At 72.6% G+C, this 22,180-nt stretch carries 24 protein-coding genes; 7 read left to right on the top strand and 17 right to left on the bottom strand.

Annotated features, from left to right (window positions below):
* Positions 1-16: 16 nt before the first annotated feature.
* From ABZU43_RS08845 to ABZU43_RS08870, 6 genes are all read right to left on the bottom strand, one after another.
* Positions 17-379 (bottom strand): LPXTG cell wall anchor domain-containing protein, encoded by a 363-nt coding sequence (locus ABZU43_RS08845; RefSeq protein WP_355005920.1) that lies wholly within the window; start codon positions 377-379, stop codon positions 17-19.
* Positions 380-480: 101 nt separating this feature from the next.
* Positions 481-1,737, bottom strand: a complete 1,257-nt coding sequence (locus ABZU43_RS08850; RefSeq protein ID WP_355005921.1) for a PQQ-binding-like beta-propeller repeat protein — start codon at positions 1,735-1,737, stop codon at positions 481-483.
* An 81-nt stretch (positions 1,738-1,818) separates the two neighbouring features.
* On the bottom strand, positions 1,819-2,301 hold the full coding sequence (locus ABZU43_RS08855; protein WP_355005922.1) for an SRPBCC family protein: 483 nt from the start codon (positions 2,299-2,301) through the stop codon (positions 1,819-1,821).
* 144 nt (positions 2,302-2,445) lie between these two features.
* On the bottom strand, positions 2,446-2,655 hold the full coding sequence (locus ABZU43_RS08860) for a DUF397 domain-containing protein (RefSeq protein ID WP_130405275.1): 210 nt from the start codon (positions 2,653-2,655) through the stop codon (positions 2,446-2,448).
* A 247-nt stretch (positions 2,656-2,902) separates the two neighbouring features.
* A complete protein-coding gene (fahA, locus tag ABZU43_RS08865) occupies positions 2,903-4,099 on the bottom strand; it encodes a fumarylacetoacetase (protein WP_355005923.1) in 1,197 nt (398 codons plus the stop codon).
* Entirely contained in the window at positions 4,096-4,965 is an 870-nt protein-coding gene (locus ABZU43_RS08870) for a hypothetical protein (protein ID WP_355005924.1), read from the bottom strand. Before ABZU43_RS08870 ends, fahA begins: the two co-directional genes overlap by 4 nt.
* A gap of 94 nt (positions 4,966-5,059) precedes the next feature.
* Here ABZU43_RS08870 and ABZU43_RS08875 point away from each other — a divergent pair, with 94 nt between their 5' ends.
* Entirely contained in the window at positions 5,060-6,226 is a 1,167-nt protein-coding gene (locus ABZU43_RS08875; RefSeq protein WP_355005925.1) for a cupin domain-containing protein, read from the top strand.
* Between the two features lie 148 nt (positions 6,227-6,374).
* Here the strand turns inward: ABZU43_RS08875 and ABZU43_RS08880 are convergent, their stop codons facing one another.
* From ABZU43_RS08880 to ABZU43_RS08895, 4 genes are read right to left on the bottom strand one after another with little or no spacing between them, the layout of a single operon-like run.
* Positions 6,375-7,403, bottom strand: a complete 1,029-nt coding sequence (locus ABZU43_RS08880) for a tetratricopeptide repeat protein (protein ID WP_355005926.1) — start codon at positions 7,401-7,403, stop codon at positions 6,375-6,377.
* A gap of 10 nt (positions 7,404-7,413) precedes the next feature.
* Positions 7,414-7,899 (bottom strand): 2-C-methyl-D-erythritol 2,4-cyclodiphosphate synthase, encoded by a 486-nt coding sequence (gene ispF / locus ABZU43_RS08885; RefSeq protein ID WP_355006088.1) that lies wholly within the window; start codon positions 7,897-7,899, stop codon positions 7,414-7,416.
* A gap of 13 nt (positions 7,900-7,912) precedes the next feature.
* The gene (gene ispD, locus ABZU43_RS08890; RefSeq protein ID WP_355005927.1) at positions 7,913-8,608 is read right to left on the bottom strand and encodes a 2-C-methyl-D-erythritol 4-phosphate cytidylyltransferase; all 696 of its coding nucleotides are present in this window, start codon (positions 8,606-8,608) and stop codon (positions 7,913-7,915) included.
* A gap of 56 nt (positions 8,609-8,664) precedes the next feature.
* Positions 8,665-9,150 (bottom strand): CarD family transcriptional regulator, encoded by a 486-nt coding sequence (locus ABZU43_RS08895; RefSeq protein WP_203148040.1) that lies wholly within the window; start codon positions 9,148-9,150, stop codon positions 8,665-8,667.
* A gap of 328 nt (positions 9,151-9,478) precedes the next feature.
* Here ABZU43_RS08895 and ABZU43_RS08900 point away from each other — a divergent pair, with 328 nt between their 5' ends.
* Positions 9,479-10,171 carry a hypothetical protein gene (locus ABZU43_RS08900; RefSeq protein WP_355005928.1) on the top strand — a complete coding sequence of 231 codons (693 nt, stop codon included), beginning with the start codon at positions 9,479-9,481 and terminating at the stop codon, positions 10,169-10,171.
* 10 nt (positions 10,172-10,181) lie between these two features.
* On the opposite strand, the gene ABZU43_RS08905 is transcribed toward ABZU43_RS08900, so the two are convergent.
* The 4 genes from ABZU43_RS08905 to ABZU43_RS08920 form a co-directional block, all read right to left on the bottom strand.
* Positions 10,182-10,829, bottom strand: a complete 648-nt coding sequence (locus ABZU43_RS08905) for a hypothetical protein (protein WP_355005929.1) — start codon at positions 10,827-10,829, stop codon at positions 10,182-10,184.
* Between the two features lie 31 nt (positions 10,830-10,860).
* Positions 10,861-11,910, bottom strand: coding sequence for a type III polyketide synthase (locus ABZU43_RS08910; RefSeq protein WP_355005930.1), 1,050 nt, complete (start codon positions 11,908-11,910; stop codon positions 10,861-10,863).
* A 94-nt stretch (positions 11,911-12,004) separates the two neighbouring features.
* Positions 12,005-13,171 (bottom strand): acyl-CoA dehydrogenase family protein, encoded by a 1,167-nt coding sequence (locus ABZU43_RS08915; RefSeq protein WP_355005931.1) that lies wholly within the window; start codon positions 13,169-13,171, stop codon positions 12,005-12,007.
* A 40-nt stretch (positions 13,172-13,211) separates the two neighbouring features.
* Complete coding sequence (locus ABZU43_RS08920) at positions 13,212-13,985, bottom strand: methyltransferase domain-containing protein (RefSeq protein ID WP_355005932.1); 774 nt, start codon at positions 13,983-13,985, stop codon at positions 13,212-13,214.
* Positions 13,986-14,031: 46 nt separating this feature from the next.
* Here ABZU43_RS08920 and ABZU43_RS08925 point away from each other — a divergent pair, with 46 nt between their 5' ends.
* The 4 genes from ABZU43_RS08925 to disA all read left to right on the top strand — a co-directional run bounded on the left by ABZU43_RS08925 (position 14,032) and on the right by disA (position 18,649).
* On the top strand, positions 14,032-14,871 hold the full coding sequence (locus ABZU43_RS08925; RefSeq protein WP_355005933.1) for a UbiA family prenyltransferase: 840 nt from the start codon (positions 14,032-14,034) through the stop codon (positions 14,869-14,871).
* 140 nt (positions 14,872-15,011) lie between these two features.
* Complete coding sequence (locus ABZU43_RS08930) at positions 15,012-15,791, top strand: hypothetical protein (RefSeq protein WP_355005934.1); 780 nt, start codon at positions 15,012-15,014, stop codon at positions 15,789-15,791.
* A gap of 84 nt (positions 15,792-15,875) precedes the next feature.
* Complete coding sequence (radA, locus tag ABZU43_RS08935) at positions 15,876-17,333, top strand: DNA repair protein RadA (RefSeq protein WP_355005935.1); 1,458 nt, start codon at positions 15,876-15,878, stop codon at positions 17,331-17,333.
* A 131-nt stretch (positions 17,334-17,464) separates the two neighbouring features.
* Positions 17,465-18,649 (top strand): DNA integrity scanning diadenylate cyclase DisA, encoded by a 1,185-nt coding sequence (gene disA, locus ABZU43_RS08940; RefSeq protein ID WP_030327921.1) that lies wholly within the window; start codon positions 17,465-17,467, stop codon positions 18,647-18,649.
* Between the two features lie 6 nt (positions 18,650-18,655).
* Here the strand turns inward: disA and ABZU43_RS08945 are convergent, their stop codons facing one another.
* From ABZU43_RS08945 to ABZU43_RS08955, 3 genes are all read right to left on the bottom strand, one after another.
* Positions 18,656-19,372, bottom strand: a complete 717-nt coding sequence (locus ABZU43_RS08945) for a hypothetical protein (RefSeq protein WP_355005936.1) — start codon at positions 19,370-19,372, stop codon at positions 18,656-18,658.
* A 106-nt stretch (positions 19,373-19,478) separates the two neighbouring features.
* Positions 19,479-20,051, bottom strand: a complete 573-nt coding sequence (locus tag ABZU43_RS08950; RefSeq protein ID WP_355005937.1) for a peptide deformylase — start codon at positions 20,049-20,051, stop codon at positions 19,479-19,481.
* Positions 20,048-20,560 carry an ACT domain-containing protein gene (locus tag ABZU43_RS08955; protein WP_355005938.1) on the bottom strand — a complete coding sequence of 171 codons (513 nt, stop codon included), beginning with the start codon at positions 20,558-20,560 and terminating at the stop codon, positions 20,048-20,050. Before ABZU43_RS08955 ends, ABZU43_RS08950 begins: the two co-directional genes overlap by 4 nt.
* Positions 20,561-20,656: 96 nt before the next feature.
* Between ABZU43_RS08955 and ABZU43_RS08960 the strand changes: the two genes are divergently transcribed.
* Positions 20,657-21,568, top strand: a complete 912-nt coding sequence (locus ABZU43_RS08960) for an A/G-specific adenine glycosylase (RefSeq protein WP_355005939.1) — start codon at positions 20,657-20,659, stop codon at positions 21,566-21,568.
* Positions 21,569-22,180: the final 612 nt, after the last annotated feature.

Raw genomic sequence — 22,180 nt, forward strand, 5'->3', positions numbered from 1 at the left:
CCGGCCGGCCGGCCGGTCAGCTCAGCCTGTTGCGGCGGGCGGCGAACCAACCGGCGACGATCAGGGCCGCGCCCAGGACGGCGAGGAGCAGCGCCGACCCACCCGACCCGGTGACCGGCAACTCACCGCCGTGACTCGGTGTGGGCTGGGGCGGTGCCGTCGGTGTGGACGTGGGCGGCGGCTGAGTCGGAGGCGGTGTCGGCGACGCCGGCAGGACCTCGAAGGTGACGCCCGTGTCCGCCGACGGCTCGGCCCGGACGACGCCGAACCCCTGCGCCGAGGCGGGGCCGGCGGCCAGCACCGGCGACACCGCCAACGCCAGGCTCGCGGTGGCGGCGAGCGCCCCGCCCACGAGGTAGTTGGCTGCTGTCCTGGCCATGCGCCGACCCCTTCCACCGGAAACCTGAACCGTGAAAAACGTACCCTTTCACGACAAAGGGAATGGAATGGTTCGGTGTTCCGAGCCGGAAGACACCACGATCAGGTGGCGGCCAGGATCACCGTCTCGCCGGTGTAGAAGTAGCGCCGGTCATCGCCGGTGGGGTCGACCGGCCTTCGGAGCCGCTCGATCGCGACGAAGCCGTCCTCGGCAGTCACCGCCCCGGGCGCCCAGCCGGTCCCGTCCGACCCAACATTGAGCGCGAATCGGGACAACTGCCTACCGGTCACCGGATCCAGCGTCACCAGATCGTTCGCCTCGGTCAGCAGGTGCACCCGGCCAGGCTGCCCCGCCAGCACCCGAGCCCCGTCCAGGCCCGCGGAGCGCCACAGCTCGGTGCCCGTACGCGCCGATCGACCCACAACGACCCCGTCGAGCACGGCGACGGACTGCTCACCCACCAGCGCGACGCCAGCCGGATCCAGCGCGGGAGCGGCTACCGGCGACCCGGCAGTCAACAACCAGCCCTGGCCGCCCTCGTCACCCGGCCCGGCGGTCCGCAACCCCAGACAGTCCGAGCCCCCGGTACGACAGCCGAGTGGCGTCACCACAAACCCGTCAGGGCCGCCCGGCGGTCGCCAACGCTCCCGTACCTCGCCCGTGGCAGCGTCACGGAACTCGACAGTGGCCGCCCCGGCGCAGGTGTCCAGACCGATCAGCAGCCCGGTGGCGCTGGTGCCGACATCGCTGCGGCACCTGCCGGGCAACTCGACCCGCCACAGCTCCCGACCGCCGCTCAGCTCGACCCCACGCGCCTGGGCATCCCCGGTCACCACCAGCACGATCCGCCCGTCGGGAAGGTCGGTGAGCTGGAGCCCGGGCGCATCCCAGACGGTCGCCGCCCAGGTACGACGTACCGGCGCCGTGCTCTCGACAGGCTCCGGGCCGTCGGCTCGCCAGAGCACCCCGCCGGTCCGGGCGTCGAGTGCGACGAGCTGCCCGTCGGACCAACGGCTGACCACGGTACGACCGCTGGCAACCACCCCGGTCAGCTCCGCCGGCCAGCGCCGGTACGACCAGTACGGGCTTGTCCGGTACCGGCCGTCGACCGGCCGGTCGGCGTAGACCTGACGGTGCGCGGCGTACACCCGCAGTCTCCCGTCGACGATCAGCGGGGCGACCGGCAACCGACCAATCACTCCGGCGGCCGGTCGGGCCGGGGCCGGATAGTCGGCCCGCGCCACAGTGCTCACCTCTGCCGGTGCGAGGACCCGGTGGACGATGACCGCGACGGCTGCCGTCGCGAGCAGCGCCGCGACCGCGATCGCGAGCCGTCGCCGGCCTCTCGGGAACCTCATGCCGCACCTCCGCCCGGCACCCTACCCAGCGGAGAGGGCCGGACCCCCTTCAGGTCACGGCGAGGGCTGACCGCCTGGCGTTCAGGCGGCTTCGACGGAGCCGGCGGCACCGGCCGCGACGGCGAGGTCGGCGAGATCACGCCAGAGCGCCGCCTCGACCGCCCGCGCGGCCAGCCCGCCGAGCAGCAGCGCCACCACCCGACCGTACGGAGCGGTCGGCACCGCCTCGTGTGTCACTGTGACCGCTGTGCAACCCCGACGACGGCGGCGGACCGGCCGCAGGCTCCAGGTGATGCGGTAGTCGGCGCCGGTGCCGGAGGAGCAGAGGACCAGTCGCTGCGGTGCGAGCGCCTCGACCACCAGGAACTCCTCGGTCAGCGTGGCGCCGCCCGGCTGGACCCGTTCCTCGCGCCAGGAGGTGCCCGGCCCGAACGAACCCGGGGTGAGCACCTCGATCGGGCCGGCTGCGGTCAACCGGGCCGCGCGGCCGGGCAGGTCGGTCAGCAGACGCCAGACGTCGACGGCGTGCGCCTCGATGATCCCGGTAATCGCCACCGTCGACATGCCACCCTCCCGTGTCCCCGACGGTACGCGGAGTGAGGGCCGGACGGGGCCCCCGGAGCGGAATTTCCACCCTCCGGGGGCCACGCTGTCCGATTGGGCGGTCGCTTCGGCACCGGTCGTCGTCGACCGGCGCCGAAGCGCCGGTCAGCGCTCGAAGCGACCGGCCCGAATCGCGCCGATGAACGCTGTCCACCCCGGCGGGCTGACCGCGAGTGTGGGACCGGTCTGGTCCTTGGAGTCGCGGACCCCGACCAGACCATGGACGTCGACCAGGTTGTCCGCCACTTCCACGCAGAGCCCCTGGTCGTTGGAACGGCTACTGGTACGCCAGACCGCGCCCGCAAGATCGTGCATCGTCGTTACCTCCGTGTGCGTCGGGATTGCCCCACCGCTCTGGACGGGCATTGGCCCGGCCCGTGTGGGACCACTTGATCCGCGTGACCAACGGCGCAACGAGGGCTCTTGATCGCACCCGCTGTGCGATCAAGAGTCCCGTGAACGAGACGACTCGAAGACCAGATGGTCAGAGCGCTCCGGAGGGGTCGCAGTAATCCGACTCAGCAGAGGAAAGCCGCTGCTGGGCTGTGCCGCGGCGGCGGCTTCAACGGGCCGGACGAACCGTGCCGGACACCTCGCCGAGGGCGATTGTGGTGCCGTCCGGGCCGGGCGCCGTGGCGGTGATGGTCACCGTGTCGCCGTCGTCGAGGAAGGTGCGGCTCTCGCCGCCCACGGTGACCGGCTCGGCCCCGCCCCAGGTCAGTTCCAGGAAGGACCCGACCTGTCCCCGTTCCGGGCCGGAGACGGTCCCGGAGGCGTACAGGTCACCGGTGCGCAGCGAAGCCCCGTTGACGGTGAGGTGCGCCAACTGCTGGGCGGGGGTCCAGTACATGGTGGCGAACGGAGGCTCGCTGACCTGGTCGCCGTTCCACTCGACCGACAGGCGCAGGTCCAGGCCCAGGTGCGGCACGTCCCGCAGGTAGTCCACCACCGGCGGGTCCTGGTCGGGGGCCGCCACGTTGGCGTTGCCGAGGGCGTCCAGCGGCGTCACCCAGGCCGAGATCGAGGTGGCGAACGACTTGCCGAGGAACGGGCCGAGCGGCTGATACTCCCAGGCCTGGATGTCCCGGGCCGACCAGTCGTTGACCAGCACCACACCGAAGACGTGCTCGGCGAAGTCGTCGACGGAAACCCGATCGCCCAACGCGCTCGGTACGCCCACCACGAATCCCACCTCGGCTTCGATGTCGAGGCGTACCGATGGGCCGGTGACCGGGCCATCGGCGGAGGCCCGCTGCCCGGTCGGCCGGGTCACCGGCGTGCCGGAGACGACCACAGTGCCGGCCCGCCCGTGGTAGCCGATCGGCAGGTGCTTCCAGTTGGGCAGCAGCGGCGGCTGGCCGGGGCGGAAGATCTGCCCGACGTTCGACGCGTGGTGTTCCGAGGAGTAGAAGTCGACGTAGTCGGCCACCTCGATGGGGAGCAGCAGCTCCACGTCGCCGAGGGGCACCAGCAGCGGCTCCACCGCGTCCCGGTGCGCCGGGTCGGTCAGCAGCTCGGTGATCCGCTGCCGTACCGCCGTCCACTGCGGACGACCCAGGGCCATGAAGTCGTTGAGCACGGGCCGGCACAGCGTGCCGGCGGCCAGCACCAGCTCGGCGGCCTCCGCCGCCGCCAGGTCGAGGACCCACGACCCGATCCGTACGCCGATCCGCGAAGGACCCCCGTCCTGCCGGAACACCCCGTACGGCAGGTTCGTCACCCCGTACGGCGAACCGTCGGCGCCGGTCACCCAGGTCATGCGTCGTAGCCCCCGTTCACCAGCCCAAGCCGGATCAGATCGGTCAGTGGTTCCAGGATGCTGCACGAGCCGAAGCCCACCCACAGGGGGCGAGGCCCGTCCAGCCGTGCCGTCGTGCGCTCCACCAGGGGGCGCGGGTCGACAACGGTGAGCAGCTCGGCGACCGTACGCACACCGTCACCCTCGGCGGCGGCCAGGGTCGCGGCCAGCACGTTGGCGTAGCCGTGGTGGGTGAACCCGGTCTCCGGGTCGAGGTGTCGGATCGCCTGGTGCAGCCCGGCGGTGAGCTTGAACGGCAGGCCCCGGTCCCGGCAGGCGCAGATCACGGTGGCCAGTTCGGTGGGGGTGGGGAAGAGTTCGGCGGCCAGGCCGCCGGTGCGGAACTTGGCCGCGATCGGCACCCCGTCGGCCCGCGCGGCGACGAGCGCGTCCAGGGCGCCCATCAGTCCGAAGGTCAGCGGCAGTTCGGCGTAGACGGTTTCCACGCCCGGCAGCGCGTCGGTCAGCCGCAGCAACTCGGCGATGCCGGGCAGTGGGTCCTCGCCGCGCTTGGCAACCGCCACCTCGACCTGGCGCGCCGTGACGCCGTCGGGGGCGAGGAACGACAGCGCGAACGGCAGGTTCCCGATCCCGGTGTCGCCGATCACGCCGACCACCAGGCCCTCGCCCGGGTCGACGAGCCCGGTCAGCTCACCGGCGGCCACGTCCGAGGCGGGGATCAGCAGTGGGCCGACCAGGTCGGCGTACCAGGCGGCGCGGTGTTGGCGGTGGGCGACCAGGGCGTCGTGCAGCGCGGCGCTGCCCGGTGGGAAGACGGCGGCGTCGTCCACCAGGCCGTGGAGGAGTGCTGGCACCTGCGTTGACACGGAACAAGAATGTACGGGACGCTACGAGGAACGGACAACAGTGTCCGATTATCGGACGCCTTCGGCCGGTGAACGGGAAATATCGGGAGGCGAGATGCCGTACTACCGCAGCGTCGGCGAGGTGCCGCGCAAGCGCCACACCCAGTTCCGGCAGCCCGACGGCAGCCTCTACGCCGAGGAGCTGATGGGCCAGGAGGGCTTCTCCTCCGACTCGTCCCTGCTCTACCACCGGTACGCGCCCACCGCGATCCTGGCCGCCGACGAGTTCACAGCGCCCACCTTCACCCGGGCGCCGAACCTGCCGCTCAAGCCCCGCCACCTGCGCACCCACAAACTGGACACCGGCGGTTCCGACCCCATCCTCGGCCGGCAGTACCTGCTGGCCAACGACGACGTACGGATCGGTTACGTCCTCGCCGACCGACCCTCACCGCTGTTCCGCGACGCCACCGGCGACCACTGCCTCTACGTCGAGTCGGGCACCCTGAGGGTCGAGTCCCCGTTCGGCGTGCTGGACGCGGTCGCCGGCGACTACGTCGTCATCCCCACCTCGACCATCCACCGGCTGGTGCCCACCGGCGACCAACCCGTCCGGCTGCTCGCCGTCGAGGCGTCCGGGCACATCGGCCCGCCCAAGCGCTACCTCTCCGTACGCGGCCAGTTCCTGGAGCACTCGCCGTACTGCGAGCGGGACGTTCGCGGCCCCGACGCCCCGCTGCTCGTCGACGGCGAGGAGGTCGAGGTGCTGGTCCGACACCGGCGCGGCTGGACCCGTTACGTCTACGCCAACCACCCGTTCGACGTGGTCGGCTGGGACGGGCATCTCTACCCGTGGGCGTTCTCCATCCACGACTTCGAGCCGATCACCGGCCGCATCCACCAGCCCCCGCCGGTGCACCAGACCTTCCAGGGGCCCAACTTCGTCATCTGCTCGTTCGTGCCCCGCAAGGTCGACTATCACCCGCAGTCGATCCCGGTGCCGTACAACCACCACAACGTCGACTCCGACGAGATGCTCTTCTACACCGGGGGCAACTACGAGGCGCGGCGCGGCTCCGGCATCGAGCAGGGCTCGATCTCGTTGCACCCGTCCGGTTTCACCCACGGCCCCCAGCCGGGTGCCGCCGAGCGCTCCATCGGCGCGGACTACTTCGATGAGCTGGCCGTCATGGTCGACACCTTCCGCCCGCTGGATCTCTGCGACGCCGCCAGCTCCTGCGAAGACGAGGGGTACGCCTGGACCTGGGCGCGTTCTGTGTAGTCGCCCTTGGGGTTTCGCCGGAGCCCGACCCGCTCTGGGCGGTCAGGCTTGATCCCGACGCGGGTCGGGCTCCGGCGAAACCCTGACCTGGTCGAGCTACGCGAAGCTGGTGATCTGTGCGGGTCCCGCCGAGCGCGGGTTGGCCGGGTTACCGGATGGCGGTTCGGGTGAAGACGGCGAACTCGGCTACCGCTGTGGTGGCGATGGCCAGCACCAGGGGCCACGGGGAGCCGACCATGGCGTACACCAGCAGCAGCAGCGGCGCGGCGGCCACGGCGTAGACGGCCAGGGCCATCGCCCGGTCCGAGTGCAGCAGGGCGGGCAGGACGGTCCGGGTCAGCCCGGGCAGCCGGGCCGCGAGCTGCCACACGATGATCCCGCCGGTGAGCGCGGCGAGCACCGCCAGGACGCGGGAGAACCCGTCGTTCGCCGACGCCGCGAACGCGACCAGCACCGCCGCCACCAGCGACCAGCCCGCGCCGTAGAGGACCAGGCGGTGCAGCCCGTACGCGAGGGTTCGTGGCGAGTCGATCCGCCTCGGGCTGACCGTCACCGCCTCGGCGACGTGCTCCAACGCCTCCGACCAGCGGCGCTGCTCCAGCCGCATGACACCCACGTCGTGGCCGGCCTCGCCGATCCGCGGGTCGAGCCGCAGCGCCTCCCGGTAGGCCCGCTCGGCCAGGTCGAACAGGTCCAGGCGGGCGGCGACCAGGCTGAGCACCAGGTGCGCCTGCGGCTCCTGCGGAGCCAACTCGACACCGCGCCAGGCCGCGTTCAGCGCCGGCTGACCGTTGCGGGCGCCGGCCAGGATCGCCGCCGCACTCCGCTGGGCGTACGCGTCGGCCGGGCCGAGGGTGAGGATCCGGTCGGCGGTGGCCGCCGACTCGCTGTAGCGCTCCAGGTCGGACAGGGCCATGCCCCTGGCGACCAGCGGTGGCAGGGCCTCCGGTGCGGCTGCCACGGCCGTGTCGGCGGCGGTGAGCGCCTCGGTCGGGCGGCCAGCGGCCAGGTGCACCCGGGCCAGCATGGTGAGCGCGTCGACGTCATCCGGCTGGAGGGCCAACCCGTAGGCCAGCTCCCCGGCCGCCTCGTCGTAGCGGCCGAGTTCGGCGAGGAGTTGGGCCCGCTGGACGTAGCCGTCGGCGGCGGACTGGTCGGGGGCAGGGTCGCTGGACATCGCGGCGAGCTTAGGTGGCCGGCGCGTCGTACACCAGGGCCACCGCGACCCCGGCCAGCCCTTCCTCACGGCCAGCGAAGCCGAGCCCGTCGGTGGTCGCCGCCGAGACGGTGACCGGGGCGCCGACCGCGGCGGAGAGCACCTCCTGTGCCTCCTCGCGACGCCGGCCGATCTTGGGACGGTTGCCGATGACCTGCACGGACACATTGCCGATCTCCAGGCCGGCGGCGCGCACCCGACGGGCCGTCTCGGTCAGCAGAGCCACCCCGGACGCGCCGGCCCACTCCGGCTGGCCCACCCCGAAGGCGGAACCGAGATCACCGAGACCGGCGGCGGAGAGCAGGGCGTTGCAGGCGGCGTGCGCTGCCACGTCGGCGTCGGAGTGCCCGGCGAGGCCGTCCTGATCGGGCCAGAACAGCCCGGCCACCCAGCACGGTCGGCCCGGCTCGAACGCGTGCACGTCGGTGCCGATGGCCACCCGGGGAACGATCATGATCAGAGGGTACGCGTCAACCGGCCGCGGCAAGCAGATGCTCGGCCAGAGCCAGATCGAACGGCCGGGTGATTTTCAGTGCGTACTCCGAGCCGGGCACGCAGCTCACCGCGACGCCCTGCTTCTCGACCAGCCCGGCGTCGTCCGTGAGGGAGTCACCGGCAGCGGCGTGGGCGGCGCTGAGCACGACCCGACGGAAACCCTGCGGGGTCTGCACCGCGCGCAGTGCGGAACGGTCGACGGTGCCGAGCACCACCTCGTCGGCACCGACTTCCTTGATCGTGTCGACGACCGGCAGGACCGGGATCACCGCGTCGCGCCCGCCTCGTACCGCCGCCGCGACGGATTCGACCAGCTCAGGCGGGGTGAGCGCCCGGGCGGCATCGTGCACCAGGACGATCGTCGGACCGGGGGGCACCGCGGCCAGCGCGGCGGCCACCGACGCCTGCCGTTCGGCACCACCGGGCACCACGGTCACCGGGGCGACCGGGGCCAACAGCTCGCGGACGGCCTGCACCTCGGCGGCCGGCGCGGCCACCACGATGGTGTGCACCGACGACGCGGCGGCCAGTCGACGCACGGCGTGCACCAGCAGCGGTTCACCGGCGAGCAGGCGCAGCGCCTTGGGTCGGCCGGGGCCGAGCCGTACGCCGGCACCCGCCGCAGGCACGAGGACCGCGACGTCACCGCGCGGATTGAGCTGCGCGGTCACGTCGCGGTCCTCGGTGGTTTCTTCACTACGAAGTGGGTACGACGATGCTGTGCGGACTAGGCCTCGGTGAGGACCTTGTCGAGCAGCGTCTCCGCCTCGTCCTTGGTGCTCTTCTCGGCCAGCGCGACCTCGCCGACGAGAATGTCACGGGCCTTGGCGAGCATCCGCTTCTCGCCCGCAGAGAGGCCCCGCTCCCGCTCCCGGCGCCACAGGTCACGCACGACCTCGGCGACCTTCAGCGGGTTGCCGGAAGCCAGCTTTTCCAGATTGGCCTTGTAACGCCGCGACCAGTTGGTCGGCTCCTCGGTGTGCGGAGCCCGCAGAACGTCGAAGACCTTACCCAGGCCTTCTTCGCCGACCACCTCGCGCACACCCACGATCTCGGCGTTCTCGGCCGGCACCCGGACCGTCAGGTCACCCTGCGCGACCCTCAGGACGAGGTATTTCTTAGGTTCGCCCTTGATGACCCGAGTCTCGATTGCCTCGATGAGTGCGGCCCCGTGGTGGGGGTAAACAACGGTCTCGCCGACACTGAAAACCATAGGTTCGAAACCCCTTTCGCTGTGTCTAGGGTAACACGGTCAGGCACTGATGTCTCTCCGATGTCCTGACCATTGGCGCAGCTCAGGGGCCCTGTGAGAGGTCTTGCTTCAGCTTGACAGGCGGTCAAACCGATGGTTCGAACACGCTCCGTAACGAGCAAATGACTGCCCGGTGCGGGTGAACAGAACGTCGAGATCAAGGGCTATGCGCTCCTCCCATGGTAGCCCGGCCAGCAGGACCGCGCCCAGATGTAGCGCGAGGAGCCCCTGGTGCGGGACCCTGGAGACCGAGCCGCACTCAGCTCTCGAGACGCTTCCAGGGGGTCCGATGGGCAAGCCGGACGCAGAGGGTCACGGGCCAGCCGACGGCCTGCCCGGCCTACCGCCCGAATGGGGCCGCGTGGTGGTTCCCGACGACGCCTCCGCGCTGGCCGCCGAGGCCGCACAGATCCGCCGTGAGCTGCGCCGGGCCGACGGCCTCCCGGGCGGTCACCGGGCCCTGGGCCTACCGCTGGCGGTCCTGTTGGTGGCGGTCCTCACCACGCTGGCTGGCCTACTGGCGGTCACCTGGCCACGCACCAACCGCGAAGCCGACCGGCCGACTCCGGCCCCCTACTCGCCACCCGCGACCCTCGCCGGCCGGGCGCTGCCCGCACTGGACCTGGTCGGTGCGGACGACAAGCCCGTGCCACTGCGCGGCCTGCTACCCGCCATGATCATCCTGCTGGACGGCTGCCCCTGCCCGGACCGGGTCACCGACGCCCTGGCGGCCGCGCCCGCCGGCGTCTCCGTAATCACCGTCAGCGGAGGGCGGACGGTGCCAGCCGGGCCCACCATCGGGCGGCAGGCTCGCGCCCTGGCCGACCCCGCCGGGGGCCTGCGCTCGTTCCTTGGTCAGCCGGCCCGCTCCGGCGCCGCGACCGCCCTGCTCGTCGACCGGGCCGGCATCGTTACCCGGGTGCTGCCCGAGGTGGGCACCAGCGACTCCTACCGGAGCGACCTGAGCGCCCTGGCCGCCTGAGCCAGCCCTGCTAACGAGAGGGCAGGGCGACGAGTTGCGCCTGGATGTCGATGGGCCGGTCGCCGGCCGACAGCGACAACCGGAACGGCCCACTTCCGGGCAGCACCTCGGCGTTGGCGATCGCGCCGTCGCAGTCGATGCGCAACTGGCCGACAACGTCGGCCCCGGTGCTCGTCAACACCAGCGCGCCGGGCCGGGTGCACCGGTACTGCAGCAGATAGCGGGCGCCGCTGTCGCTGGCCTGCCGGGTCAGCCCCTGACCGGGAGCGAGCTCCCGCTCCTCCCGCCAGATGGTCTCGTTGAACGAGGGCAGGTCACCCGAGGGAAAGAGCAGCGCGGGGTCGCCCTCGATGTCGACGATCGAGCCCGTGTCCAGGTCGATCACCGCCCGCGGACTGCTCTCCACCCGGATGACCTCGCCGGTGTCGGGGTCCATCCGAGCCGTGATCCGCGCTTCGGGCTCCTCAGCCGCGATGAGACGTTCCAGTGGGGTGCTGACGCTCCGCTCGGCGCTCGGCGTCGCCGTGGGAGAGGCAGCCGCACCGGGCGTCGACGAGGGCGCGGCCGAGTGCCACCACCAGCCGCCCACGAACAGGGCGGCCGCCGCGGCACCGAACAGCACCACCGAGCGCAGCCGGTCGTCCGCCGTCACATCCACCCACCGAGCGTACCGGCCGGCCCGACGAGGTTCAGCCCTGCCGATCCAGCAGGGCGGCGTACAGGGTGAGGCCGGGGCCGAAGGCCAACATGACGATGCGCCGAGCCGCCGGTGTCGCCCGACCCAACCGGTCCAGGATCAGCAGGACGGTCGGCGACGAGCAGTTGCCGTGCTCGTCGAGCGTCGCGCGGGACGCCGCCAACCCCTGCGGTGGCAGCGCCAACTCCCGTTCGACGACGTTGAGGATCCTCGGCCCGCCCGGGTGCACGGCCCAACCGTCCACCTCGGAGCTGGTGAGGCCGTGCCGGGCCAGCAGATCGTCGACCAGCCCCCGGACGTGCCTCGACAGCACCTGCGGCACCTTCGGCGACAACCCCATCCGGAAGCCGGCGTCGGTGACGTCCCAGGTCATGTGGTCAGCCGTCGAGGTGTCAGTGACGGCGGTGACCTCGCGCAACGCGTACCCCGGGCCGCCCGGCGTGACCACGGCGGCGACCGCCGCATCCGAGAAGAGCGCGTGGGAGACGATCTGCTGGGTGTCCACCCGGGCGCTGGACGGCTGGATGTGCAGGCTCGTCAGCTCCGCGCAGAGCAACAGCGCCGGACGCCCCCGGGCGGTGACGAAGTCACTCGCCGCGCCCAGCCCCGGCAACGCCGCGTAACAGCCCATGTGGCCGATGACCATCCGCTGGGTCTCCGCGGCCATGCCCAGGTCCCGGGCGAGCAGGATGTCCAGCCCCGGGGTGGCGTACCCGGTGCAGGAGCAGACGATGAACAGCCCGATGTCGCCGGCGCTCAGCCCGGCAGCGGTCAACGCCCGACCCACCGCCTCCTTGCCCAACGGCAGCGCCTCCACCTGGTAGCGGCGCATCCGGCGCTCGGTCGGCCAGTCGGAAACGTCCTCCAGCAGCGGGTTGACCGCGGCCTGACGCCGGGTCACCCCCGAGTTGGCGAAGATCCGCTGGGCCAACGACCTGGTGGTGCCGGTGAAGTGCCGGGAGAAGAAGCCCTCCCACAACTCGTCCTGCGAAGCGGACGGCGGCTGCGCTGTCCCGAGCCCCGCGATCACTGGTACGGACACGATCCCCACCTCTCGTCAGATGCTGTCCTCCCCCTGGCCGTCCCACCAGCCACGTCGGCTGGTCGTTCCTTCGTGCGAGCCCGGTGGCGCGGGCTCACCAACGTGGTGCCGATCCGTCACGATCCGGGTCGCCGCCCAGCGCGGCGATGCCGAGCCAGTCGGCGCAGACATCAGACGTGGCCGGGTGCAGCGAGCCGCATCGGGCGTCGCGATAGAGCCGCTCCAGGGGATGACCACGGCGGGTGGCCGAGGTGCCCGCCGCCTCCAGCACCGACGCCGCCACCTCGGCGGCCGTGGTGCCGGCGAGCAGCTTCGCCCGCCACACCCAACGGTTGGTCTCCTCGTCACCGGGCGCCTCGTCCACACGGCGGGCCGCCTCGGCAACCACCAGTTGCGCGGCGGCCGTCGCCGCGTCCGCCCGACCCAGCCTGGCCCGCACCGCCGGCAGACCGGCCAGGTTGCGGGCGTTCAGGTGCTCGGCCGCCGCGTCGATCGCCGCGCGGGCGACCCCGACGTAGACGGCCGCGTAGCTGGCCACCAACCAGTGCGGCATCAGCTGCGCGACCACCAGCGCAAGCCCCTCCACCCCGCCGAGCAGCCGGTCGGCGGGCACCGTGACGTCCAGGTGCAGGTCGTGGGAGGAGGTGGCGCGCATGCCGAGTGAATCCCAGGTCGGCTCCACGGTCAGCCCGTCGCCGGCCGGCACCAGGAACTGCGACACCACCGACTGGTCGGCCGCACTGCGCGCCGCCACCAGGTAGCCGTCCGCGTGCCCGGACCCGGAGCAGAAGGTCTTGCTGCCCTTGAGGTGCCAGCCCCCGTCGGTCGGCTCGTACGCGGTGGTGAGCTGGGACAGCCGGGCACCCGCGCCCCGCTCGCTCATCGCGACCGCGTACCAGGAGCCCTGCGCCGCCGCGCTGAGCAGCCGGTCGCGGGCGGCCAGCGCCTCGTCGGGTACGCCCAGCGCCTCGGCCAACTCCTCGGTGACAGCGCCCAGCGCGCCGGTCACCGAAGCGTGCATGTTGAACACCAGGGCCGTCGCACCGTTGCCCCGGGCAAGCTCGGTGGCCACCGCTGCGTACTCGGCGAAGGTGGCACCCAGACCGCCGAGCGCCCGGGGCACCATCAGCCCGAACAGGCCGGCCTCGCGCAGGTCGGCGAAGTCGTCCACGGGGAAGGAACCGTCCCGGTCGTGCTCGGCCGCCCGCGCGGCGAACCGCGGCGCCAACCGGCGTGCTGCCTCAAGCGCGTGCACCGTCATCTCGATCCTCCTCGGCGTTCCATACCCCGCCACGGCCTGACTATCCTTTGCGGACCCCCCGGCCCTGGTACAGCACGGCGGTGGAGCGGGTCGGCACGATGCGCGGCGCGCGGCCGACGGGCACGGCACCGGCCGTTCGGCTCGCGCGAGCGCGGCGTAGCAGCCAGGCGAGCATGCCGCCGACCTGCGGACGGATGCCCCGCAGACTCAGGTCGACACCGTGTCGGGCGCACTCGGCCACCAGCGCCCGTGCGTCCACGAACAACTGTGGATCGTGGATGCCACGGGGCACCGTCGGCAGGCGCTCGGCGATCCGGACCGCGACGAGCCGGGCCAGCGCCGTGTCGTTGAGGGTGTCCAGCACCAGCACTCCGCCAGGGCGCAGCAGCCGACACGCCTCGGCCACCGCGCGCGGCCAGGCCGGCACGTGCTCCAGCAACTCACCGGCCGAGACCACGTCGGCGCAGCCGTCAGGCAGCGGCACCGCCGTGGCGTCACCCTGGACCACCCGAACCCCGTGCTCGGCCGCCTGGACGAGTGCCGAGCGGGTCAGATCCACCCCGACGTGGCGGTAGCCCTTGCCCGCCAGGTGCGGCGCGAGCAGGCCGGCGCCGCAACCCAGGTCGACGAGCAACGCGTCCGGACGGGTGGCCGGCGGCACCAGCGCGGCACGGGCCTCAGCCAGCCAGTGCAGCATCGCGAACGCACCATCCGGCCGCCACCACTCACCGGCCAGATCGTCGTACTGACGCGGATCGTTTCGCGGCAGCACCCTCGGACCGGTGGACGCCCCGGCCGCAGCCACGTCTCGCATGGAACCGAGCGTGGCACGACTGCTCGGTAACGACCAGACTTCCCTTATGTCGTCGAGGGTGTTAGGGCTGGTCAGAGCGAGCCATCCGGAACCGGCCGCAGCGGTGACCACGGTGGCCGGTCTGCTGGCCTGGGGAGTGGGCCACCGGCCGACCGGAATCGTCTCGGTGGTGCTCGCCGTGCTGGCCAGCCAGCTCGCCGTCGGCTGGACCAACGACGCGCTGGACGCCGAGCGGGACGCCACTGTGGGGCGTACCGACAAACCGGTCGCCAGTGGCGCGGTCGGTCGGCGCGTCACGGCCTGGGCCGCCGCGGTGGCCGCGGTGGCCTGCCCACTGCTGGCGCTGACCACGAACCCGGTGGCGGCCTTCTGGCTGACGCTCGCCCTGGTCTCCGCCCTGCTCTACGACTGGCCGCTCAAGGCGACAGCGTTCTCGGTGCTGCCCTACGCCGTGTCGTTCGGCGCGCTGCCCGCCTTCGTGGTGCTGGCGCTGCCCGGCCAGCCGTCCCCGCCGGTCTGGCTGGTGACGGCGGCGGCCTGCCTGGGCGCCGGCGCCCACTTCGCCAACGTGCTGCCCGACCTTGCCGACGACGCCCTCACCGGCGTGCGCGGCCTGCCCCACCGGCTCGGTGCCGCCGGCAGCCGGGTGGCCGCGGCGGGTCTCCTCCTCGCGGCGACCGCGACACTGGTCCTCGGACCACCCGGGCCGCCGTCGGCGATCGGCTGGGCGGCGGTCGGCACGGCCGCCGTGGTGCCGCCACTGAGCTGGTACGCCGGACGCTCGGCGATCCGGGCCGGCCGGCGGCCGGTGGCGGCCTTCCGGGCGGTGATGCTGGTGGCCCTCATCGACGTGGTTCTGCTGGTGGCGAGCGGTCGGGTGGTGTGAACGCCACCCGGGCAGGTGGCATTGCCGGGTCCGCGTGCGGGCCTCGATCAGTCCCAACTACCCTGGAGCGCGGTCTGCGCGGGTATGGCCACCGTGCCCGGCGTACGGCCCGGGTGGGGATTGTGACGAGGAGGACCGACGTGACGCGCTCGATCAGGGGATCCCGGCGGGCGGCCCTGTTGCTGTCCGGGATTGCGGCGGCCAGCCTGCTGGCTTCGGGATGCGGCACCGGTCAGATCGCCGAGACCGCGTTGAAGGAGCCGTCGGTCCAGGGCGTCAACCTCACGACCAACAACGGTTCCTTCTCCGTGCGGGGCCTGCTCGTGGACTACCCGGGCACCGAGGGTTACAAGGCCGGGCAGGACGCGGGGCTCGGCGCCGTGATCTACAACGACTCCAAGGAAACCGTGACGGTCACCGTCACCACGGAGAGCGCCCGCGAGTTGGTGATCAGCGGCGGCTCGGCGAGCCCGTCGCCGTCCGCCGCGGAGTCCGCCTCCATGAGCCCGTCGCCGTCCGGTTCGGCCAGCCCGTCGAACTCGACGTCCGGTTCGCCGAGCCCGTCGGCGACGCCCTCCGAGACCGGATCGTCCTCGGCCACCCCGTCCGCCCCGGAGTCGGCGCGGGCGTCCGGTTCGGCCAGCCCCGCCGCCCCGGGTCAGCCGGCCCGGATCGAGCTGGCGCCGTTGAGCTACATCCAGTTCAACTCCGAGGCCACCACGCAGCTCCGGCTGATCGGCCTGACCGAGGCGCTGCGCTCCGGCCAGAACGTCGTCGTGACCTTCGACTTCGGCAACGGCAACACGGTCACCGGGCAGGCGCCGGTCGCGGTGCCGCTCACCCCGGCGGCCCCTCCGTCGCCGATCATCGAGCGCGAGGGTGGCTACGAGGGCAACGAGGGCGGCACGACCCACGAGTGACCGACCCGCACATCGACGAACGCCCCGGCGTGGTGACCACCACGCCGGGGTGTTTTCGTCGTACGCGAGGGCTAGCGTCCTGATGTGACCACCTCCCGATCGACAACTCCGCGTGGCGGCACGGCCGGTGCCCCCCGTGGTCGGTCCGCCGCCCGCGAGCCGCGCCCGGCCTACCAGTGCGACGCCTGCGGGCACCAGCCGCCCAAGTGGGTGGGGCGCTGCCCGGAGTGCGGCGAGTGGGGGGCCGTGGTCGAGCACACGGTGACGGGCCCGACGGTCTCCGGTCGGGTGGTCAGCTCCCGGATGCCGTCCGAGCCGGCCCGACCGATCGCCACCATCAGCGCCGCTCCGGCCCGCGCGGTGCCCACCGGGGTGAGCGAGCTCGACCGGGTGCTCGGCGGCGGCCTGGTCCCGGGTGCCGTGGTGCTGCTCGCCGGCGAGCCCGGCGTGGGCAAGTCGACCCTCCTTCTCGATGTGGCGCAGCAGTGGGCGGTCGGCGCCGGCAGCCCCTCGCTGGTGGTCAGCGGCGAAGAGTCGGTCAGTCAGGTGCGCCTGCGCGCCGAGCGGATGGGCACCCTGCACGAGCGGCTCTACCTCGCCGCGGAGAGCGACCTCGGCTCGGTGCTCGGTCACCTCGACGCGGTCAAGCCGGGCCTGTTGGTGCTCGACTCGGTGCAGACCATCTCGACCACCGGCACCGAGGGTGTGCCCGGTGGGGTGACCCAGGTCCGCGCGGTCACCGCCGCGCTGGTCTCGGTCGCCAAGGAGCGGGGCATCGCCACCGTGCTGGTCGGGCACGTCACCAAGGACGGCCAGGTGGCCGGGCCGCGGGTGCTGGAGCACCTGGTCGATGTGGTGCTGCACTTCGAGGGCGACAAGCACTCGTCGCTGCGCCTGGTGCGCGGCGTGAAGAACAGGTTCGGCGCGGCCGACGAGGTCGGCTGCTTCGAGATGCACGAGGGCGGCATCAGCAGCCTGGCCGACCCGTCCGGGCTGTTCCTGACCCGCTACGCCGAACCGGTCCCGGGCACCTGCGTGACGGTGGCCATGGAGGGGCGGCGGGCCCTGGTCACCGAGGTGCAGGCGTTGATCGGCGCGACCGTGGCGGGCTCTCCCCGGCGCACCGTCTCCGGTCTCGACTCGGCGCGACTGGCGATGGTGCTCGCGGTGCTGCAACGGCGCACCGAGCGGCTGACCCTGCACGACCGGGAGGTCTTCGCCGCCACTGTGGGCGGGATCCGGGTGGTGGAGCCCGCCGCCGACCTGGCGGTGGCTCTGGCGGTCGCCTCCGGCGGGCTCAACCTGGCGATCGCGCCGCACCTGGTGGCGATCGGTGAGGTGGGGCTGACCGGCGAGGTGCGCCGGGTCGGGGCGGTGCCGCGCCGGCTGGCCGAGGCCGCCCGGCTGGGGTTCAAGGTGGCTCTGGTGCCGCCCGGCTGCGGCCCGGCCAGCACCGGCGCCGGCCCCGAGCAGATGCGGGTGACCGAGGTCACCGACGTCCGTTCGGCGCTGCACCATGCGGCTCGCGCGTCCGCCGAGTGACCCACCGTGCCGACGAGGGCGGCGAAACCGGACAGCACGTCGCAAGCGGGAAACGTTGGAAAGGGCGGCATCGTGACACATCACAGTAACCACGACAGCACCCACCGCACGGCAGTCCGTAGACTGTGCCCGTGCCGATCGACCGCGATACCACCAAGCCAGCTGGCGCGCCGCCCCAGGCCCGCACCGGCGCCGTGGGCTCGCCCGCCCGCCCGATCAGCGTGAGCGTGACTGCGGGGGCCGCCGGGAGCGCCGGAGATCCGCTACGGGCCAATCTCGCCCTGATGGCCCCAGGCACCGCGCTGCGTGACGGTTTGGAGCGCATCCTGCGGGGTCGCACGGGCGCGCTCATCGTGCTGGGCTACGACAAGGTGGTCGAGGGCCTCTGCACCGGCGGCTTCCCGCTGGACGTGGAGTTCTCCGCGACCCGCGTGCGCGAGCTGTGCAAGATGGACGGCGCTGTCGTGCTCTCCAGCGACGGCACGAGGATCGTCCGGGCGGCAGTGCACCTGATGCCTGACCCGTCCATCCCGACCGAAGAGTCCGGCACCCGGCACCGCACCGCCGAGCGGGTGGCCCGCCAGACCGGCTACCCGGTCATCTCGGTCAGCCAGTCCATGCGGATCATCAGCCTCTACGTCAACGGCCAACGGCACGTGCTCGACGACTCGGCGGCAATCCTCTCCCGCGCCAACCAGGCGCTCGCCACCCTGGAGCGCTACAAGCTCCGGCTGGACGAGGTCTCCGGCACGCTCTCCGCCCTGGAGATCGAGGATCTGGTCACCGTGCGCGACGCGGTGGCGGTGGTGCAGCGGCTGGAGATGGTTCGCCGGATCGCCGACGAGATCGCCGGCTACGTGGTGGAGCTGGGCACCGATGGCCGCCTGCTCGCCCTTCAACTCGACGAGCTGATGGCCGGCGTTGACGCCGACCGGACGCTGGTCATCCGGGACTACCTCCCCGTCGGCCGCAAGTCGCGCACCCTGGACGAAGCTCTCGTCGAGCTGGACCTGCTCGGTGCCACCGAGCTGATCGACCTGGTCTCGGTGGCCAAGGCCATCGGCTACCCGGCCGCGTCCGACGCGCTCGACGCCGCGGTCAGCCCGCGCGGCTTCCGACTGCTGGCCAAGGTGCCCCGGCTGCCGGTGGCGGTGGTCGATCGCCTGGTGCTGCACTTCGGCAGCCTCCAGCGTCTGCTCGGCGCGACGGTGGAAGACCTGCAAGCCGTCGAGGGGGTCGGCGACGCCCGGGCCCGCGGCGTCCGTGAGGGGCTGTCCCGGCTCGCCGAGGCATCCATCCTGGAACGTTACGTCTGATCCGGCTCAGCCGGTGACGGTGAGCTTCACCGGGTCGCTGAGCTTCGTGCCGACCCGGGCGAACACCTGGTACGACCCGACCGGCGCGAACGGTCCTCCGGCCAGCGCGCCGTCACAACGGCTGGTGTCCCGCCCGTTCCAGGGCACCTGGTAGGAGCGCTCGAAATTCGGTGTGAAGGTCTGCACGTCCGAGCCCTCGACCTTGCCGCAGGTGTCCGACGACCAGACCTTTTCGGCCCCGGACTTGATGAAGATCTCCTGAAGGTCGGCGCCGACGTTGCGACTGCACGTCCGGTCCGACGTGTTCTTGATCCTCAGTTGCAGCTCGACCACCGCGCCCCGCTGCACCGAGGTCGGGCTCGCCGACGAGACCACGCTGATCTCGCCGTCGGTGCAGGTGCCGTCGTCCTCCGAACCGGCCGCCGCGCCCAGCGGCGGTGTGTTGCTGGTGATCCCCGGGCTCGGACTCGTCGCACCCGAATCAGCGGACGCGGACGACGCCGGAGCGCCGGTCTGCGGTGTCAGCACCGGCCCGGCGGGGCCTGACGTCGCGGCGGACGTCGCCGACGGCGAACCTCCCGCCTTCGGATCCTTGTCGCCGGAACGACCCGAACCGGTACAGGAGTAGAGCAGGACAATCAGGAACAGGAACCCCGCTCCGAGTACGACGGCGCGACGCCGCCAGTACACGGCGGGTGCCAGGGGGCCGACCGTCAGACGCATGATGCCCTCCACCGTAGCCGCGCCGTACCCGGCAGTGCGGCGCGACGCGCCGGAGCCACTCCGAGGCGCCCGCGCAGCCCTCCACTGAGGACGGTCCGCCACCCGGTCACAGGTAGACCTTGCGCTGATAGACCGCGTGCGCACCGGCCACCCGGTCCAGGAAGAGCAGCCCCGCACAGTGGTCGATCTCGTGCTGCAACGCCCGAGCCTCGAAGCCGTCGGTCACCAGCCGGACCGGCTCGCCGCTGCCCGGCAGATCACCCTCCACCACCAGCCGGCTGGCCCGCTTCACGTCGCCGGTCAGGTCCGGCACCGACATGCAGCCCTCCCGGCCCGGCTTCCACCGCGTCGCCTCGACCACGCGCGCGTTGCACAACACGAAGGTGCCGTGCACCGTCACCGCCTTGGGGTGCCCGGTCACGTCGACGGCAAAGACCCGAGCGCCCACCCCGACCTGCGGCGCGGCCAGCCCCACGCAACCCGGCGAGACCTTCATCGTGGCGATCAGGTCGGCCGCGAGTTGGACCGTCTCCTTTGCCGTGGGGTCGACCTCGTCAGCGGCCCGACTCAGCACCGGATGCGGGGCGGACACCACCGCCCGCACCTCGCCCGGCACGTCCAGTGACTCCGGAGTCCAGTCCCCCAGGCCGACCTCCGGCCCACGCTCCTCGCCGCTCACAACAGGTCCGGGTCCGCCGGGCGGAGGGTGACCTCCACGCCCAGCTCGGCAGCCGTCCGGTGCAGCCGGTCGAGCAGAGTCTCCGCCACACCGGCCGGCAACTCGACCTCCGCCAGGACCACGTAGAGCGCACCGGTCAACCGGGTACTCAGGTCGGTGACATTCCCCCCGGCGTCCACCAGCACCCGCGTCATCGCCGCGACGATCCCCATCCGGTCCGAACCGTGCACCGCCATCACGTACGGCTCACCCACCGGAGGAACATCGCCGTCCGGGGTGACCGCGCGTACCGTCGCCAGCAGCTGGCCCTCGGCGGCCAGCGACGCCAGTGCGGCCTCGACCTCGGCGGCGGCCGGGCCGGTGCAGATGAGGGTCATCGCGAAATGCCCCCGCAGCCGCGTCATCGTGCTGTCGGTGAGGTTCGCGCCCAGTCGGGCCAGCACCTCCGCGACGTCGGCCACGATGCCCGGCCGGTCCCGACCGATGACGGTGATCGCGAGCTCGTTCATCCGCGCATTCTCCCCCGCCCGCCGAACGAGGACGTGGCACCCCGCCCGAGCCGCCCACCCAACGGGAACGCCGGGCGTGACATCATCGACGACGCCATGACTCAACCCGACTTCGCCACACTGGTCAGCCGGTGGTTCCAGCAGCACGCCCGTGACCTGCCGTGGCGCGAGCCCGGCGTCACCCCGTGGGCCATCCTGGTCAGCGAGGTCATGCTCCAGCAGACACCGGTGGTCCGGGTGGTGCCGGCCTGGCAGGCCTGGCTGGCCCGCTGGCCCGACCCGGCCGCGTTGGCGGCGGACACCCCGGCCGAGGCGATCCGGATGTGGGGACGCCTCGGCTACCCCCGCCGGGCGGTCCGGCTACGCGAATGCGCGGTCGCGATCGTCGACCGGCACGGCGGCCAGGTGCCGGACCGGCTGGAGCAACTGCTCGCCCTGCCCGGCGTCGGCACGTACACCGCGCGGGCGGTGGCCGCCTTCGCATACGGGCAGCGGCACCCGGTCGTCGACACCAACGTACGACGGGTGGTGTGCCGGGCGGTGGCCGGCGAACCCGACGCCGGGCCCGTCACCCGGCCAGCGGACCTGGTCGCCACCGAAGAGCTGCTTCCGACCGAACCGGCCGCAGCGGCACTGGCCAGCGCCGCGTTCATGGAACTGGGCGCGGTGATCTGCACGGCCCGGTCACCGCGCTGCACCGCCTGCCCCGTCGAGTCGGTCTGCGCCTGGCGGGCGTCCGGCCAGGAGGCGCCGGCCGGGCCGACCCGTCGACCCCAGCGGTACGCGGGCACCGACCGACAGGTCCGCGGTCTGTTGCTCGGAGTGCTCCGGGACAGCACCGGACCGGTCCCACACCAGCGGTTGGACCAGGTCTGGACCGACGACGTGCAACGCGCCCGCGCCCTCGCCGGGCTGGTGCAGGACGGGCTGGTCGAACCCGTTGGCAGCGACTCCTTCCGCCTGGCCGGTGACGGCCCGACCCTGCCAACAGCAGACCTGACCACCTGACCCGCCCACCCGGCGCATCCTGCGCGCCAACCCATGGGCCGCGCGGCCGGCCGCACGCCCACTCGGCCCGCACGCCCACTCGGCCCGCACGCCAGCTCGGCCCGCACGCCAGCTCGCCCTACGCGGCAGGCAAAGGCCGCGATCCGCGCCTTCACCTCAAGATCGTGCTCGATCCTGGATGTAGTGGTGTCGGGCGTGCCGGATGCCACTACATCCAGGTTGCTGCGCGATCTTGGGAGCCGACGCCTTCACTCGAAGCGAGGCCGCCGGCGAGCGCACCATTACGCCCCACAACATCAGGGAAGGTGCTTCCTCCGAACGCCGCGAGGCAGCACCTTCCCTGATGTTGTGCGGATCTTGCCGGGCGCGGCAGCCTGAGAGGCCCGCATACGGGCAGCAGGGTGTGTCGGGCACGGCGGCACGGCACGTCGGCACGGCACGTCGGCACGGCGGGCACGGCGGCACGGCACGTCGGCACGGCGGGCACGGCGGGCACGGCGGCTGGCCGGCAGGGCAGGTGCGACGCGGAGGCGGGCCGGGAGGGCACGAGCGGGGACAGCGGCGGGGCGGTGTGCGGGGGCACGAAAAGGCGGGGCCCCGGTGGCTTGCGCC

The sequence above is a fragment of the Micromonospora sp. NPDC005205 genome, assembly GCF_040608275.1.
In the GTDB taxonomy this organism is placed as follows: Bacteria; Actinomycetota; Actinomycetes; order Mycobacteriales; family Micromonosporaceae; genus Micromonospora.